The organism is Pseudomonas sp. P135 (assembly GCF_020312125.1).
GTDB classification, from domain to species: Bacteria; Pseudomonadota; Gammaproteobacteria; order Pseudomonadales; family Pseudomonadaceae; genus Aquipseudomonas; species Aquipseudomonas fragariae.
The window spans coordinates 131,282-144,488 of the sequence record NZ_JAGPYR010000008.1; the positions used below are offsets into that span (position 1 = coordinate 131,282).

The following is a 13,207-nucleotide window of genomic DNA, read 5'->3' on the forward strand; positions in this document are numbered from 1 at the left end:
ATAAAGTTAGTAATTATGCTCTATTGGTATTTTATGGTGCATGGCCAATTTCTGTAACGGGTCTGCAGCGCGCCCCGGAAACGACAAAGCCCTCGAGTCAGGAGGGCTTTGTGAGTGCTGTATGGTTCAGTGCATGCGTTCCGGATAAGCCATCACCACGCTTGGTAAGGTGGGTGATGCCCGCCAGGGATTATCTCAGCTCGCCTGAAGAACGCCATTTTGCTTCGCTACGTGTGCTGCCAAGGCATCCATCAGTGCCGGGGAAAGACAGTCGTAGGTTGGCAAACCCATCGTGTTGAAACGTTCGCGAATGCCGTCCATTTCAGCTGGCGGCGTACCCGTTTCAATGACCGACGAGACGAACGCGGCAAAACCGGGCGCTGCCCAGCCTGTCTGAGGAGACAGTTCGGTGTGCACGAAATCCAGACCGTGGAACGCGTGGTTCTGGTTTTCGATGCGACCATACATGTGGGCACCACATTCTTTGCAGGCGTGACGCTGGATGGTAGCGCTTGCATCAATGATGGTCAGTTTGGCTGCGTTGACGGTAACGCTGACTTTGTCGCGATTGACTACCGCGATGACGGCAAACCTGGCGCCCGCTGGTTTCCAGCATTTACTGCAACCGCAGGCGTGGTTATGCAGTGTTTGAGCATCGACTTTGACCTCAACCTTGTCGGTCGGGCAAAGGCACTGCAGAGTGCCGCCTGCAAAGTCGGTAGCAGCGGATTTGATGCCGTTATCCAGCGCAGGGTGAAGTTTTACATCGCTCACAGTGTACCTCCAGCTATAGGGGTGACTTGGAACAGGTTCCATGGCAACTGCCCCGGAACAGTGGACGACATCAGTATTTGATGACGGTGCGGATCGACTTGCCTTCGTGCATCAAGTCAAACGCTTCATTGATGCGATCCAGGCCCATGGTGTGAGTGACAAAAGGTGCCAGCTCGATCTCGCCTTTCATCGCGTCTTCAACCATCTTCGGCAGTTGGCTACGGCCTTTTACGCCGCCAAACGCCGAGCCTTTCCAGGTACGGCCGGTGACCAGCTGGAAGGGACGGGTCGAGATTTCCTGACCGGCACCGGCAACACCAATGACGATCGATTGGCCCCAGCCGCGGTGGGCACATTCGAGCGCAGCGCGCATCACATGCACGTTACCGATACATTCGAAGGAGTGGTCGACACCCCAGCCAGTCATCTCAATGATCACCTGCTGGATCGGCTGTTCGTGATCTTTTGGATTCACACAGTCGGTAGCGCCAAACGAACGGGCCAGTTCGAACTTGGCAGGGTTGGTGTCGATAGCGATGATGCGTCCTGCCTTGGCCTGACGCGCACCCTGAATCGCCGCCAGACCGATGCCGCCCAGGCCAAATACCGCGACTGTGTCGCCAGGCTGGACTTTGGCCGTGTTGTGCACCGCGCCAATGCCGGTAGTCACGCCGCAGCCGAGCAGGCAGACGTGCTCGGGGTTGGCGTCTGGATTGATCTTCGCGACAGAAACTTCAGCGACAACAGTGTACTCGCTGAAGGTCGAGCAACCCATGTAGTGGTACAGGGGTTGGCCGTTGTAGGAGAAGCGTGAAGTGCCGTCCGGCATCACGCCTTTGCCCTGAGTGGCGCGCACAGCGGTGCACAGGTTGGTTTTGCCCGATTTACAGAACAGGCACTCGCCGCATTCGGCGGTGTACAGCGGAATGACGTGGTCACCGACTTTCACGCTGGTCACGCCTTCGCCTACTTCGATGACGATGCCGGCGCCTTCATGGCCCAGTACTACCGGGAACAGGCCTTCCGGATCATCGCCCGAAAGTGTGAAAGCATCCGTATGGCATACACCGGTATCAGTGATCTTGATCAGCACTTCGCCCTTGCGTGGCGGCTCGACGTCGATCTCGACGATCTGGAGCGGCTTGCCAGGTTCAAATGCAACTGCAGCACGAGACTTCATGTGATTTTCTCCAATTGATGATGCTCGACCCTTGGATCGTTGTCTTTGGGCCGAGCATCGATAGGTGCCTGTCACTGCGTTCTGGAAGATTTCACAGCAAACGCGCCATCACCCAGCAGAGCGAGGACCAGCGCTGTGACGGACAGATAGATCGGATATTCCCAGCCACCGTTAGCGTTGGTGAAGCTCCAGCCGTTGCCGAAATGCACGGTGGCGGCGACAAACAGTTGAACAACAGCGATTGCAGCAACCCAGCGGGCGTAGACCCCCAGTACCAGCATCAAACCGCCGATCACTTCGAAGGCCATAACCGGATAGGCAAGGAAGCCTGGAAAGCCAATGGATTCGAAAAAGCCAGCAGTACCTGCCGGAGTAAAGACCAATACTTTGGTCAGGCCGTGGGCGATGAACATGAGGCCCAATGCCAGGCGCAGTACAAAAGCAGCGTAAGGCGCGGTGCGTGAATCGATCATGGAAAATTCCTTGTGTTAAATAAGCAGTGGGGTTCAGTTGGAAAGCGAAAGTGTCCGGTCCAGCCATTGCGAGAAGTCAGCCAGTTCCTGCGGAATGATCTCGTGGGCCATGTCGTAAAAATGAGTCTGGTGCTGCACACCGATCCGGCTGAGCCAGGCGTCAGCTTCATGTGCCCAGTCAATCGGCAGTACGTTGTCCTGCTGGCCGTGAGCGATGAAGGCTGAGACGCCTTGCAACTGATCACGTGGCGCAATCTTTGGCTCGATTTCTCGCAGCATCCGCCCGCTCAGCAGCGCAAAACCTGCTACCAGCTCAGGTTGTGTGACGCCGACGCTTGAGCTCATGATGCCGCCCTGGCTGAACCCGGCGATCACAGTGGGCAGCGGGGGAAGCGCCTGAATAAACCGGATCAATAACTGGCGGCTGGACTCAGCCTGCTCCTGGTTAAAAGAAGGCCCATCGCTGGTGAAGTTGACCTGGTACCAGGCGAAGCCTTGAGGACCCAGTTGCAGCGGGCCGCGGAGCAACAGGATTTCGATCTCTTCGGGCAGCGACGCGGCCAGACTGGCGAGATTGGCTTCGTTCGATCCTACTCCGTGAAGCAGTAGCAACCGTGCCTTTGGGTTGACAGTGCTACATGCCTTACGGAAAAAAATACCCGACTCGGACTCGCGTGCGGGTTCAGAGAAGTTGATGTTTTGCATGAGGTTATTTCACACCTTGAACGGTTTGAGCTGACTCGAATCGTTCGCTATCAATTGAGGTAAACAGGTAGCTGTCCATCGCCAGAACGCCGTGGGTAATACCGCCGTCCATTACCTGTGTCTGATAACCGTGACCAGCTGCCCCGAGCGCAATAAACAGCGGCAGGAAATGCTCATCGGTCGGATGTGCACGTTCGGCTGAAGGTGCGTACTGCTTGTAGTCGAGCAACTGATCAATGTTTCCTGCCTGCAGGGTCAGGGCGGTCCATGCTGCGAACTGTTTGACGTAGTCGGCGCCGTGGCTTGTTGCGCCGCGGAACTCGTACAGGTTGTGGGTGAGGCTGCCTGACGCCACGATCAATACGTTCATCTCACGCAGTGGCTTGAGTGCTGCGCCGAGCTGCCAGGCGCTGCGTGTATCAAGCGTGGCGGGCATGGACACCTGAACGACCGGTATGTCTGCGTCGGGTGCCAGATACATAAGTGGTATCCAGGCACCGTGATCCAGGCCGCGGGCGGAATCGAGCCGCGATTGCCAGCCCGCCGTCTGCAGCAGCTCAACAATATGACTCGCTAACGCTGGTGCGCCCGGAGCCGGGTAGGACAACGTATACAAAGCGCCCGGAAAACCGCCAAAGTCATGAATGGTTTCAGGTGCTGTGCTTGACGTAACCCTGACTTCGCCACGGGTCATCCAGTGCGGCGAGACAACCACGATGGCATCAGGTTTTGGCAGCTCACGACCGAGCCTGGCCAGTCTCGGGCCTGCCAGGCCGGGCTCGATGGCGAACGTGGGAGCACCATGAGACACAAACAGCAGGGGGAATGAAGTGTTCATGGTGACTGCTCCTGATTGATGATGTATTGCTTACTTGCTCAGCCAGACCGGAGCGACCGAAGTGCCCAGACCCGCGCCGTAGCCGAGGTAGATGTTGAAACCCGCCAGTGGCTCCAGATAGCGAGCGTTAACCAGGCCGCCAGCGTCCACGGTGTTCCAGCCCAGGCTGCGAGCCAGCGCGATAGCGGTTTGCTTGGCGCGCTCACTGTCGCTGGCGACAAATACGCTGCCGGTCTGGTCGTTGGCGAACTTCGGACCATCGGCGAGCACTTGAGCGAACAGGGTGTTGAACGCTTTCACAACGTTGGCTTGCGGCACAGCCCTGGCGATTTCTTCCGAGGCGCTGGTGACGTGGCCGACGGTCAATGACATGTAGTCGGCGCTCAGCGGGTTGGTGATATCGATCACCACTTTACCGGTCAGGTCACCCAGGCTTTGCAGTGCAGCGGTCGCATCGGCATAGGCGGTGGCCACCACGATTACTTGGCTGTCACCCAACGCTTCGGACGCTACATAAGCGCTGACATTCGCGTGCTGGTCGGCCAGGGCCTGCGCCTTGCTGATGTCACGGCCAGTGATGCGGACGCTGTGCCCTGCGGCAGAAAGCTGTTTCGCAAAGGCTGAGCCCATGTTGCCGGTACCGATTACTGTGATTTTCATGACTGCCTCTCTCTGAGTTGAGTTGCGTTTCGATGGGCCCAGTTTATAGATTGCCAGGCAGGGATAAATCGGGCTGAATGTGATGAATAGTTCCACTAAGTGAGACAATCATGGATCGTGCACTGGAAATGCAGGTCTTCTGCACCGTTGTTGATAAGGGCAGTTTTGTCGGGGCAGCCGAGCCACTCGGCATGTCCAAGGCAGCCATCTCGCGTTACGTGAGCACGCTGGAGGAGCGTCTCGGCGCGCGGTTGTTGCACCGCACGACTCGGCGGCTTTCCTTGACGGATGAGGGGCGTCAGTTCTATCACCAGGCCCGTGAGGTGCTGGCCATGATGGATGAGGCAGAGAAGGCTGTATCGTCTGCTTCGCCAGAGGCCAGCGGAGTGCTTCGAGTCAACGCCCCGGTCAGTTTTGGCGTGCTGCACCTGGCTCCGATCTGGGCCGATTTCATGAGCGCCTACCCCAAGGTCGAGCTGGAAATCAGCTTGAGCGATCGTCTGGTGGATCTGGTTGACGAAGGTATTGATGCAGCGGTGCGTATCGCACGCATGGATAATTCGTCGTTGGTGGGCAGACGCCTGGCCAGTACCCGGATGTGCCTGTGTGCGTCGCCTGCGTATCTGGCCAGCCACGCACCCATTGAAAAACTATCGGATGTGGCAGAGCACGGGGTAGTGGCCTACAGCAACTTTGCCAGCGGTACTGAATGGCAATTCGAGGGGCCCGAAGGCAGTGAAAGCGTGCACACGCGCTCGGTGGTTCGATGTAATAACGGGGATACCTGCCGCGCCATCACATTGGCCGGTGGTGGCATTTCGTTGCAGCCGAGTTTTATGGTGGCGCAGGATCTACGCCGAGGCGATCTGGTCGAAATACTTCCCGAGTATCAATCGGTCGAGTTGGGGATCTACGTGGTGTATCCAACCCGTAAACATTTACCCGCGAAGGTAAGATCGCTGATCAACTTTCTGGTTGAGCGATTCGCCCATCCAGTATGGGAGCAGTGACAGACCTTTGGAAAAAACCGGCTGATATAAGGGGCAGTGAAGGTATCAGCCGGATAAAAGGAGCGCTTTATCAGGAACGTCCGTACACACAGAAACCCGGAAGTGCGGCCACCCACCGAATCGCCGTTACTGCAAAAAGCTGCGCAGGTCTGCCGCAAATTTCACTGGATTCTTGAACGCCAGGAAGTGATCGCCTTGCTCGGCTTTGGTGTACACATGAAGTACCGAGTCCCGGATAACCGAGCTCATCCAGTGCTGACTCTCCAGCCAGTCGCTGTACTCACCGGTGAAGATTGCGGTCGGCACATTGATCTTTGACCGAATGACGTCTCGCCAGTCGTTGGTTGTGTGATCGAAAAGCACCTGACTGGTAAATGCCATGTCATCTTTAACCACCTCTTGCACGAGGCTGATGACGTTATGGAAGTAGGGCGAGTCCATCGCCATCGCTCGCTCGACAACCCGGCTTGCGGAAACCAGCCTGTTGGTGGCGATGCCTTGCGCATAGGATGCAATCATTCGCTCGGGCGACGTGGTGAACGCCCCGGCCTCGAGCCGTTCTTGCTCCGTCCAGTCGGCGTGGCAATAAATCGAGGGTGCCTGGTCAATGATGCTCAGGGTGCGAATGCCTTGCGTGCCAAACAGATCGATGTAGGCCCACATCACCGATGCGCCCATGGACCAGCCGCAGTAGTCGGCCTGCGAAACGCCCAAATGGCCGGCGAACTCCTTCACGTCCATGGCGTACCGTGAAATGCGATTACCGAAGTCGACCCGCTCGGAAAGGCCCTGATTTCTCACGTCCAGCACATACACATGGTAGTGCTCGCTCAGGATGTGCATCAGGTGAAAGTACATTGCGCCGTTGGCCGACCAGCCGGGGATGAAGATCAACGGTTGCCCGGCGCCGGCTTCCCAATAGCCGAGATTAACGCCGTCGCTGGTGGTGAAGCTGCTTATCTTCAGATCAGTAAAGTCGGAGGTACGAAAGGGCTGACCAATGATCTCATGAGGAAAGTAGAAATCTTCATCAAGCAATGCGTTGAGCGATATGGCTTTTAATGGGTATTTCAAGAAGGAACACCTGCAATTAAAAAGGGTGATGGACAGGTCCTGGCATCGCCCCAGGCCTTTGGCAGGCCGTACGGGTTGATCGTTGCCCACGCAGACCAGGCACGATCATTCAGCGTGCCGCGACCGTTGAAAGGAGGAGGTGGGTCGATGGCGGTACAGCCATCGATCCATGCTTCAGGAAGCAGGCATACGTCGGTATCAGCCTTTGATCCAGTTCCCATCCGACTGGGCATCAACGGCGATATCGAAGGTCTGAATGTAGCCTGACAACATCCGATAAAAACCAATGACGAGAATGGCATCGCTCAGCTCCTGGAGCGAGAAGTGCTGCAAGGTATGCTTGAACAGCACACCCGGGGCCTTGCCTTTGTCGATAATGGCCTGGCCAAACCGAAGCAGGACGCGCTCGTCCTCTTTGAACGCTGTGGCATCCTCCAGGCAGCCTTCTGCGATGGCGACGAACTGATCAGGACGAACCCCCGCAACTTGAGCGATGGAAACATGCTGCTCCCACTCATAGGCGACGTTCTCATGCGCAGCCAGCAGCAATACCATCATCTCCTTATGATAGTCGGAGAGGGTGAGGTCCCTGAATATTGCGTTGGTCAGGTCGATGACAGGAATAAATGCTCCGGGGCTGTAACCCAGCATTCGAAAGAAGTTGACCTTCGTTGGAAGCTTCTCGAATTTTTCCCGTACCTGATCAGGCAGTTTTGTAAAATCGGGATACTCGATTTCAACTTTGGAACTGATGTTGTCATGCGGGCCGGTCGGGTTGGCCATGGGACGCTCCTTCAGAGTGATCTGGTCGTCGTGATGTCGGGTTTGACAGGGTTGTTTAAGCGATGCGTCGTCCGCACTTTGTGTGCTAGATAAACTCAAGCACTTCGCGAACGGCTTTACGCGGCTTTTGCGGCCAGTTGCTCTCGCCTGGATAACCGACGGTCACCAGCATCACGGGGATTTCAGTAGCTGAAAGATTGAATGCTTCTGCAACCGCCGCTGGGTCAAAGCCGATCATGGGGGTTGAATCAAGGCCTTGGCCTTTAGCTGCAAGCATCAGCGTCATGGCGGCCAGCGAGCCTGAACGGATGGCTTCATCGCGCTGCAGTTGTGGATTTTCAGCGTACATACCCTGAACGGCGCCCACCCACATGTCATAAATGGCCTTGTCGATGACCCCGGCATCCATCGAAGGCTTCAGCGACGTTGCAATCGTTTGATGCGGATTCAGGGTGCCACACACAATAAATGTCACGGCTGAATCCACCACCTTCTTTTGTCCATAGGCCAAGGGCAGCAAACGTGCTTTTGCTTCTTCACTGCGTATGGCTACGAAACGCCAGTTTTGAAGGTTGAAGGCGGACGGCGCATGGGTGGCCAGATCAATCAGATCAGTGATCGCTTGATCTGAGAGTTTGCGCTCAGTGTCGTAGTTGTTGGCGGAAATTCGGGACTTGATGAGGTCAGCGATAATAGACATGGTGCTCTCTGTGCCGTAAGGGGGAAACAAGTGCAGCCCCGGTTTTTTGCAGTCGAGTCTGCGCAGATCAAATCGGTTAGCGGCTGAAGCCGTCGAACGGCGTCATGTACACAGCACCGAACGGATCCAGGCGTTTACGGATCTCGGCATCTGGTGTGCCGTACACAACCAGACTGGTGATGGTGCACAGTTCGAGGAAGCGCTTGCCGAATGGGGCGAAGGTGATGTCTACGTGGCTGACAACGGATTCGACGTTATAGCGCTCAAGGATATGCGCAACGCTTTGATCTTCATTCACGCTGTACTCGTAAACCAGGGTGCCGGGCTCTTTCCGGGTGGCGGCAACGACCTGGGCGATCAGCGCTTTGAACTCGGCAAAGTCGCCGGGTTTGATTGCAAGCGAGAATAAGCAGGAAATATGTGGATGCATGGTGATCTCTTCCACGGTCGGCCCCCAAGGGGGGCAGGTGAGGATGCAACGCTGATCCAGTCGTTGCATTTATGCAGTGTGCAGGTTCAGGGCGTGGCGGGAGTTTCACCGAACAATTTGCCCGCACCTGCCCAATCCGACGGTGCTACGTCTTCGAAAATGACGTAGATGTATTCGGCGGGAGTCCCCGTGTTTTTGACGATGCTTTCGGTGATTTCAGCAGCTACGGCGGCTTTCTGAGCATGCTCTTTACCTTCGAACCAGCTGACGCGTACGACGGGCATGATGTATTCCTGTTTGGGATTGAAAACTCGGTCTGATGTGATCAGCCAGAGACATACCTCCATGCTAGGGTAGAAGTGTCTGGCGATAAACTGCCTGAAACTCTAAAGTGGGTAGAGTTATTGTCTACTTTTCAGGGCGGTTATGATTCCCATAGACTCGTTCCAAGGCGTCATCACCTTTGTGGTGGCAGCGCGTTCGAATAGCTTTACCGAGGCAGCCGGGCGACTGGGTATATCGAAATCGGCCGTCGGCAAATCCATAGCCCGCCTGGAAGGGCGACTGGGCGTCCAGCTGTTCCATCGCTCTACCCGTCGAATATCTCTGACTGCTGATGGCGATGCCTATTTCATCGCCTGCTCGAACGCGCTCGAAGAAATCGGTGCGGCTGAAAGCGGATTGGCTCCGGGAACCCGCGAACCGTCCGGAAGATTGCGCATCGATATACCCGTGGCATTCGGGCGTCGGGTTGTCGCCCCGTTGTTATTTGAAATCGCTAACAAGTATCCCGCGCTGCAGTTGAATATGACTTTTTCTGACCACTTGGTCGATCCGATTGAAGAGGGGATCGACCTGCTGGTTCGTTTTGGAGAACTCAAGGATACCAGCGGCCTTGTTGCTCGCCGGCTTGCGCGACAACGCTGGGCTATTTGCGCCGCGCCGAGTTATCTGGCCCGTTTTGGCGTACCTGACACCCTGGAAGATCTGAATCGTCACCATTGCATCGTCGGCCATCGACGGGGCCAACCACTCTCCTGGCGAGTCAATGAAGGTCAGGAAACCGTTCGCTACGCGCCACCTTCCGCACATCAGATCGGCGATGGCGAGGCCATGATCCTGGCAGCCGTCGCCGGCGTCGGCCTGTGCCAGATGCCGCGCTGCCTGTTCAAGGACGACATTGACGCGGGCCGACTGGTTGAGGTGCTGGCAGGCTATGAACCAGAACCAGTAGAAGTACATGCCGTATGGCCCAGGGTTTCTCACTTGCGGCCCAAGGTGAGGTATGTGGTTGATGAGCTGGTGCGGTTGTGTGAGCACTGGCAGTAGCGTCTTCGCGAAGACATTCCAGCCAGGCAGACGCCCTGCATCACCTCGGGCCAATCCGGTTTTGAAGAACACACTACCGCCAATTCATGGAGCCCCACACATACTGATTGGGCAAGTGTTCATTCCACTTGATACTGGCACGTGACGCGTATGGGGCGCCCAGGCAGGCACCTTTTTCGCGCTATGCTTATGCTAAAAAGGTATTAATTTTATGTAAAACAGAAGGTTAAGCTATATATCAATACGTAAGTTCAAGGCCCCGCCTGATGTGTTTTCTGTCCGTTTATCCCGATGTGGAAGGCCAGCAATGACCTTCGATTACGCATTTGCCATTTCCACGCTGCCTGCTTTCCTCAAAGCTATCGGTGTCACCCTCCAGGTGGGGCTGATTGCAATTCTGACCTCACTGACGGTGGCGGTTGTCAACGCGGCGATTGCTACATTCAAGGTGCCGGTCCTGCACCGGCTGGTGCCGGTTTATGTTGAGCTGGCACGCAACACGCCGTTGCTGATTCAACTGTTCTTCATCTATTTCGCCTTGCCGACGCTGGGGATTCGCGTGTCGGGTTTCGCGTCGGCAGTGATTGCCATGACCTTTCTCGGCGGTGCTTACCTGACCGAGATTCTGCGCGCCGGCATAGAGGCCGTGCCCAAGACACAGATCGAGTCGGGGTTGTCCATCGGCCTGTCCCGCTGGCAGTTACTGCGCCACGTGATTCTGCCGCAGGCGGGCATCCTCAGCCTGCCGGCACTGTTCGCCAATTTCGTCTTTCTGCTCAAGGAAACCACTGTGGTCTCGGCTGTCGCGGTGCCGGAAATTCTCTACACCACCAAGAGCTACATTGCCCTGTATTACAAAACCTACGAGATGCTCGCGGTGATGACCGGTCTGTGTGTGTTGCTGTTCCTGCCGTTGTCTTTGTTGCTCGGTCTTCTGGAAAGGAGGCTCCAGCATGGCCAGTTCGGGTCTTGAGTTGTTGTGGGTGTCTGCGCCGCAGTTGATCACGGGGGCAGGGCGCACATTAGGGATTTCACTGTTGGCAATTGTCTTCAGCAGTATTGGCGGCGTGGGTTACGGCGTGCTGCGCAGCCTTGGCAAACGCTGGCTGGAGGTGCCGTTGCGGATCTATCTGGAGCTGTTCCGAGCGATTCCGGTACTGGTCTGGCTGTACTTGTTCTTCTTCGGGTTGCCGATTTTCCTTGGCGTGAGTATTCCAGCGTTCTGGTGCGCAGTGCTGGTGCTTTCTTTGTGGGGGGCCAGCGAGGTCGGTGAGGTGGTGCGCGGCGGGTTGCGTTCGATTCCTCGCGGGCAACGCGAAGCAGGCCTGGCAATCGGTCTTGGTCTCGGCCAGTTGTATGGTCGCGTGCTACTGCCACAGGCACTCAAGCGACTGACGCCGCCGGTGATCAATGTCTATACGCGGCTGATCAAGACCAGCTCGCTCGCCGTCCTGATCGGAGTCGTGGACGTGACCAAGGTCGGCCAGCAGATCATCGAGCGCACGTACGAATCGGTGCTGATCTACGGCTTTCTGTTTCTATTCTTTTTTATCGTCTGTTATCCGCTGTCGGCCGCCTCGCGTGTGCTTGAACGGCGCTGGAATCACGCATGAGCACATTGATCGAACTGTCCGGCTTCAGCAAAAACTTTGGTGACACCCCGGTGCTCCGAGACATCGACCTGAGCGTGAAAGAGGGCGAAGTCGTGGTGATTCTCGGCCCCAGCGGGTGTGGCAAGAGCACCTTGCTGCGCTGCCTCAACGGCCTCGAACTCGGTCATGCCGGCAGCCTGCACTTTGCCGGCAAGGCGCTGCCCGCCAACGCCGACTGGCGGCTGGTCAGGCAACAAATCGGCATGGTTTTTCAGAGCTATCACCTGTTTCCGCACATGACCGTACTCGACAACATTCTGCTCGGCCCGTTGCGCGTGCAAAAACGTAGTGCAGTCGAGGCTCGTCAGCAGGCCGAGGCGTTACTGCAGCGGGTGGGCCTGGCGGACAAGCGTGACGCCTATCCGCGCGAGCTGTCCGGCGGCCAGCAGCAGCGTATCGCTATCGTGCGCGCGCTGTGCATGAACCCAAAAGTCATGCTGTTCGATGAAGTGACCGCAGCCCTCGATCCGGAAATGGTCAAGGAAGTGCTGGAAGTGATCCTCGACCTCGCCCAAGGCGGCATGACCATGCTCATCGTCACTCATGAAATGGCCTTCGCCCGAGCGGTGGCCGACCGAATCCTGTTCATGGACCGCGGCCGGATCGCGGAACAGAACGACCCCGAAACTTTCTTCAGCGCCCCGCAGACCGCACGCGCGCAGCAGTTCCTGGAGAGGTTCTCCTACGTGGAAAACATGCCAAAAAGGAAAGCATCGTGAGCTTCAAGACTGCCCTCGTATTATCGTTGATTGCCTTCACCCTGCTGGCCGGTTGCGACAAGCCTGCCGAACAGAAGCCCGTGGCCAAGGCTGCCCCTTCACCGTCCAGCAGCTACCTGGAAACCATCAAGGCCCGTGACAAGCTGATTGTCGGCGTGTTCAGCGATAAACCGCCTTTTGGCTTCGTCAACGAGCAGGGCCAGTACGTCGGTTTCGACACTGACCTGGGCAAGCGTTTCGCCAAGGACCTGCTGGGCGACGAGAAGAAGGTCGAGTTCGTGGTGGTCGAACCCGCCAGCCGCATACCGTTTCTGCAGAGTGACAAGGTAGATTTGATTCTGGCCAACATGACCGTCACGCCGGAACGTCGGGAGGCGGTGGATTTCACCCATCCGAATCTGCGTGTTGCAGTCCAGGCGCTGGTGCCGGAAGCCAGCCCGGTCCAGACCCTGGACGATCTGGCGAGCAAGACCACCATCGTCACCACCGGCACCACCGCTGATATCTGGCTGACGAAAAATCACCCTGACTGGAAAGTGCTGAAGTTCGAGAAAAACTCCGAGTCGCTGCAGGCGCTGGCCAATGGTCGTGGCGATGCCTATGCGCAGGACAATCTGGTGCTGTTCAGCTGGGCGAAGAAAAACCCCGGCTACCGCGTGCTGGAGCAGAAACTCGGTGACGAAGCGCCAATCGCCCCTGCAGTCAAAAAAGGCAATATCGAGCTGCGCGACTGGGTCAATACCGAACTGGCCAGACTGGGCGAAGAGAAATACCTGCTCAAGCTCTACGACCAGTATGTACGCCCGGAACTGGCCGAGGGCACAGACCCCAACGCGGTCATCGTCGAAGGCGGAAGCTGGAAGCCTTGATGGCAGAGGCC

The 13,207-nt window shown here is 56.8% G+C and carries 17 protein-coding genes; 6 read left to right on the top strand and 11 right to left on the bottom strand.

Features of this window, described 5'->3' with window-relative positions; all coding sequences use genetic code 11:
- Positions 1-195: 195 nt before the first annotated feature.
- The 6 genes from gfa to KBY08_RS14665 all read right to left on the bottom strand — a co-directional run bounded on the left by gfa (position 196) and on the right by KBY08_RS14665 (position 4,630).
- A complete protein-coding gene (gfa, locus tag KBY08_RS14640; protein WP_003400750.1) occupies positions 196-774 on the bottom strand; it encodes an S-(hydroxymethyl)glutathione synthase in 579 nt (192 codons plus the stop codon).
- 70 nt (positions 775-844) lie between these two features.
- Positions 845-1,954 (bottom strand): S-(hydroxymethyl)glutathione dehydrogenase/class III alcohol dehydrogenase, encoded by a 1,110-nt coding sequence (locus tag KBY08_RS14645; protein WP_060406574.1) that lies wholly within the window; start codon positions 1,952-1,954, stop codon positions 845-847.
- A gap of 71 nt (positions 1,955-2,025) precedes the next feature.
- The gene (locus KBY08_RS14650) at positions 2,026-2,427 is read right to left on the bottom strand and encodes a DoxX family protein (protein WP_003400759.1); all 402 of its coding nucleotides are present in this window, start codon (positions 2,425-2,427) and stop codon (positions 2,026-2,028) included.
- A 33-nt stretch (positions 2,428-2,460) separates the two neighbouring features.
- Positions 2,461-3,132: a phospholipase/carboxylesterase gene (locus KBY08_RS14655; protein WP_003400760.1), complete on the bottom strand. Its 672-nt coding sequence runs from the start codon at positions 3,130-3,132 to the stop codon at positions 2,461-2,463.
- Between the two features lie 4 nt (positions 3,133-3,136).
- Entirely contained in the window at positions 3,137-3,970 is an 834-nt protein-coding gene (locus tag KBY08_RS14660) for a DODA-type extradiol aromatic ring-opening family dioxygenase (RefSeq protein WP_024651131.1), read from the bottom strand.
- A 30-nt stretch (positions 3,971-4,000) separates the two neighbouring features.
- Positions 4,001-4,630: an NADPH-dependent F420 reductase gene (locus KBY08_RS14665; RefSeq protein ID WP_024651130.1), complete on the bottom strand. Its 630-nt coding sequence runs from the start codon at positions 4,628-4,630 to the stop codon at positions 4,001-4,003.
- Between the two features lie 110 nt (positions 4,631-4,740).
- Between KBY08_RS14665 and KBY08_RS14670 the strand changes: the two genes are divergently transcribed.
- Positions 4,741-5,640, top strand: coding sequence for a LysR family transcriptional regulator (locus KBY08_RS14670; protein WP_024639538.1), 900 nt, complete (start codon positions 4,741-4,743; stop codon positions 5,638-5,640).
- Between the two features lie 126 nt (positions 5,641-5,766).
- On the opposite strand, the gene KBY08_RS14675 is transcribed toward KBY08_RS14670, so the two are convergent.
- The 5 genes from KBY08_RS14675 to KBY08_RS14695 all read right to left on the bottom strand — a co-directional run bounded on the left by KBY08_RS14675 (position 5,767) and on the right by KBY08_RS14695 (position 8,911).
- Complete coding sequence (locus KBY08_RS14675; protein WP_024639537.1) at positions 5,767-6,714, bottom strand: alpha/beta fold hydrolase; 948 nt, start codon at positions 6,712-6,714, stop codon at positions 5,767-5,769.
- 198 nt (positions 6,715-6,912) lie between these two features.
- The gene (locus KBY08_RS14680; RefSeq protein WP_011268111.1) at positions 6,913-7,497 is read right to left on the bottom strand and encodes a carboxymuconolactone decarboxylase family protein; all 585 of its coding nucleotides are present in this window, start codon (positions 7,495-7,497) and stop codon (positions 6,913-6,915) included.
- Positions 7,498-7,582: 85 nt separating this feature from the next.
- The gene (locus KBY08_RS14685; protein WP_024641488.1) at positions 7,583-8,197 is read right to left on the bottom strand and encodes a nitroreductase family protein; all 615 of its coding nucleotides are present in this window, start codon (positions 8,195-8,197) and stop codon (positions 7,583-7,585) included.
- Between the two features lie 76 nt (positions 8,198-8,273).
- Positions 8,274-8,627 carry a putative quinol monooxygenase gene (locus KBY08_RS14690; protein ID WP_003400769.1) on the bottom strand — a complete coding sequence of 118 codons (354 nt, stop codon included), beginning with the start codon at positions 8,625-8,627 and terminating at the stop codon, positions 8,274-8,276.
- An 86-nt stretch (positions 8,628-8,713) separates the two neighbouring features.
- Positions 8,714-8,911: a tautomerase family protein gene (locus KBY08_RS14695; RefSeq protein WP_003400770.1), complete on the bottom strand. Its 198-nt coding sequence runs from the start codon at positions 8,909-8,911 to the stop codon at positions 8,714-8,716.
- Between the two features lie 142 nt (positions 8,912-9,053).
- Between KBY08_RS14695 and KBY08_RS14700 the strand changes: the two genes are divergently transcribed.
- The 5 genes from KBY08_RS14700 to KBY08_RS14720 all read left to right on the top strand — a co-directional run bounded on the left by KBY08_RS14700 (position 9,054) and on the right by KBY08_RS14720 (position 13,196).
- Positions 9,054-9,956 (top strand): LysR family transcriptional regulator, encoded by a 903-nt coding sequence (locus tag KBY08_RS14700; RefSeq protein ID WP_024651127.1) that lies wholly within the window; start codon positions 9,054-9,056, stop codon positions 9,954-9,956.
- Positions 9,957-10,263: 307 nt separating this feature from the next.
- Entirely contained in the window at positions 10,264-10,929 is a 666-nt protein-coding gene (locus KBY08_RS14705; protein WP_011268107.1) for an amino acid ABC transporter permease, read from the top strand.
- Positions 10,910-11,569, top strand: a complete 660-nt coding sequence (locus tag KBY08_RS14710; protein WP_011268106.1) for an amino acid ABC transporter permease — start codon at positions 10,910-10,912, stop codon at positions 11,567-11,569. Before KBY08_RS14705 ends, KBY08_RS14710 begins: the two co-directional genes overlap by 20 nt.
- Positions 11,566-12,327 carry an amino acid ABC transporter ATP-binding protein gene (locus tag KBY08_RS14715; RefSeq protein WP_011268105.1) on the top strand — a complete coding sequence of 254 codons (762 nt, stop codon included), beginning with the start codon at positions 11,566-11,568 and terminating at the stop codon, positions 12,325-12,327. The genes KBY08_RS14710 and KBY08_RS14715 overlap by 4 nt, the downstream gene beginning before the upstream one ends.
- Complete coding sequence (locus KBY08_RS14720) at positions 12,324-13,196, top strand: transporter substrate-binding domain-containing protein (RefSeq protein ID WP_024641487.1); 873 nt, start codon at positions 12,324-12,326, stop codon at positions 13,194-13,196. The genes KBY08_RS14715 and KBY08_RS14720 overlap by 4 nt, the downstream gene beginning before the upstream one ends.
- Positions 13,197-13,207 lie beyond the last annotated feature (11 nt).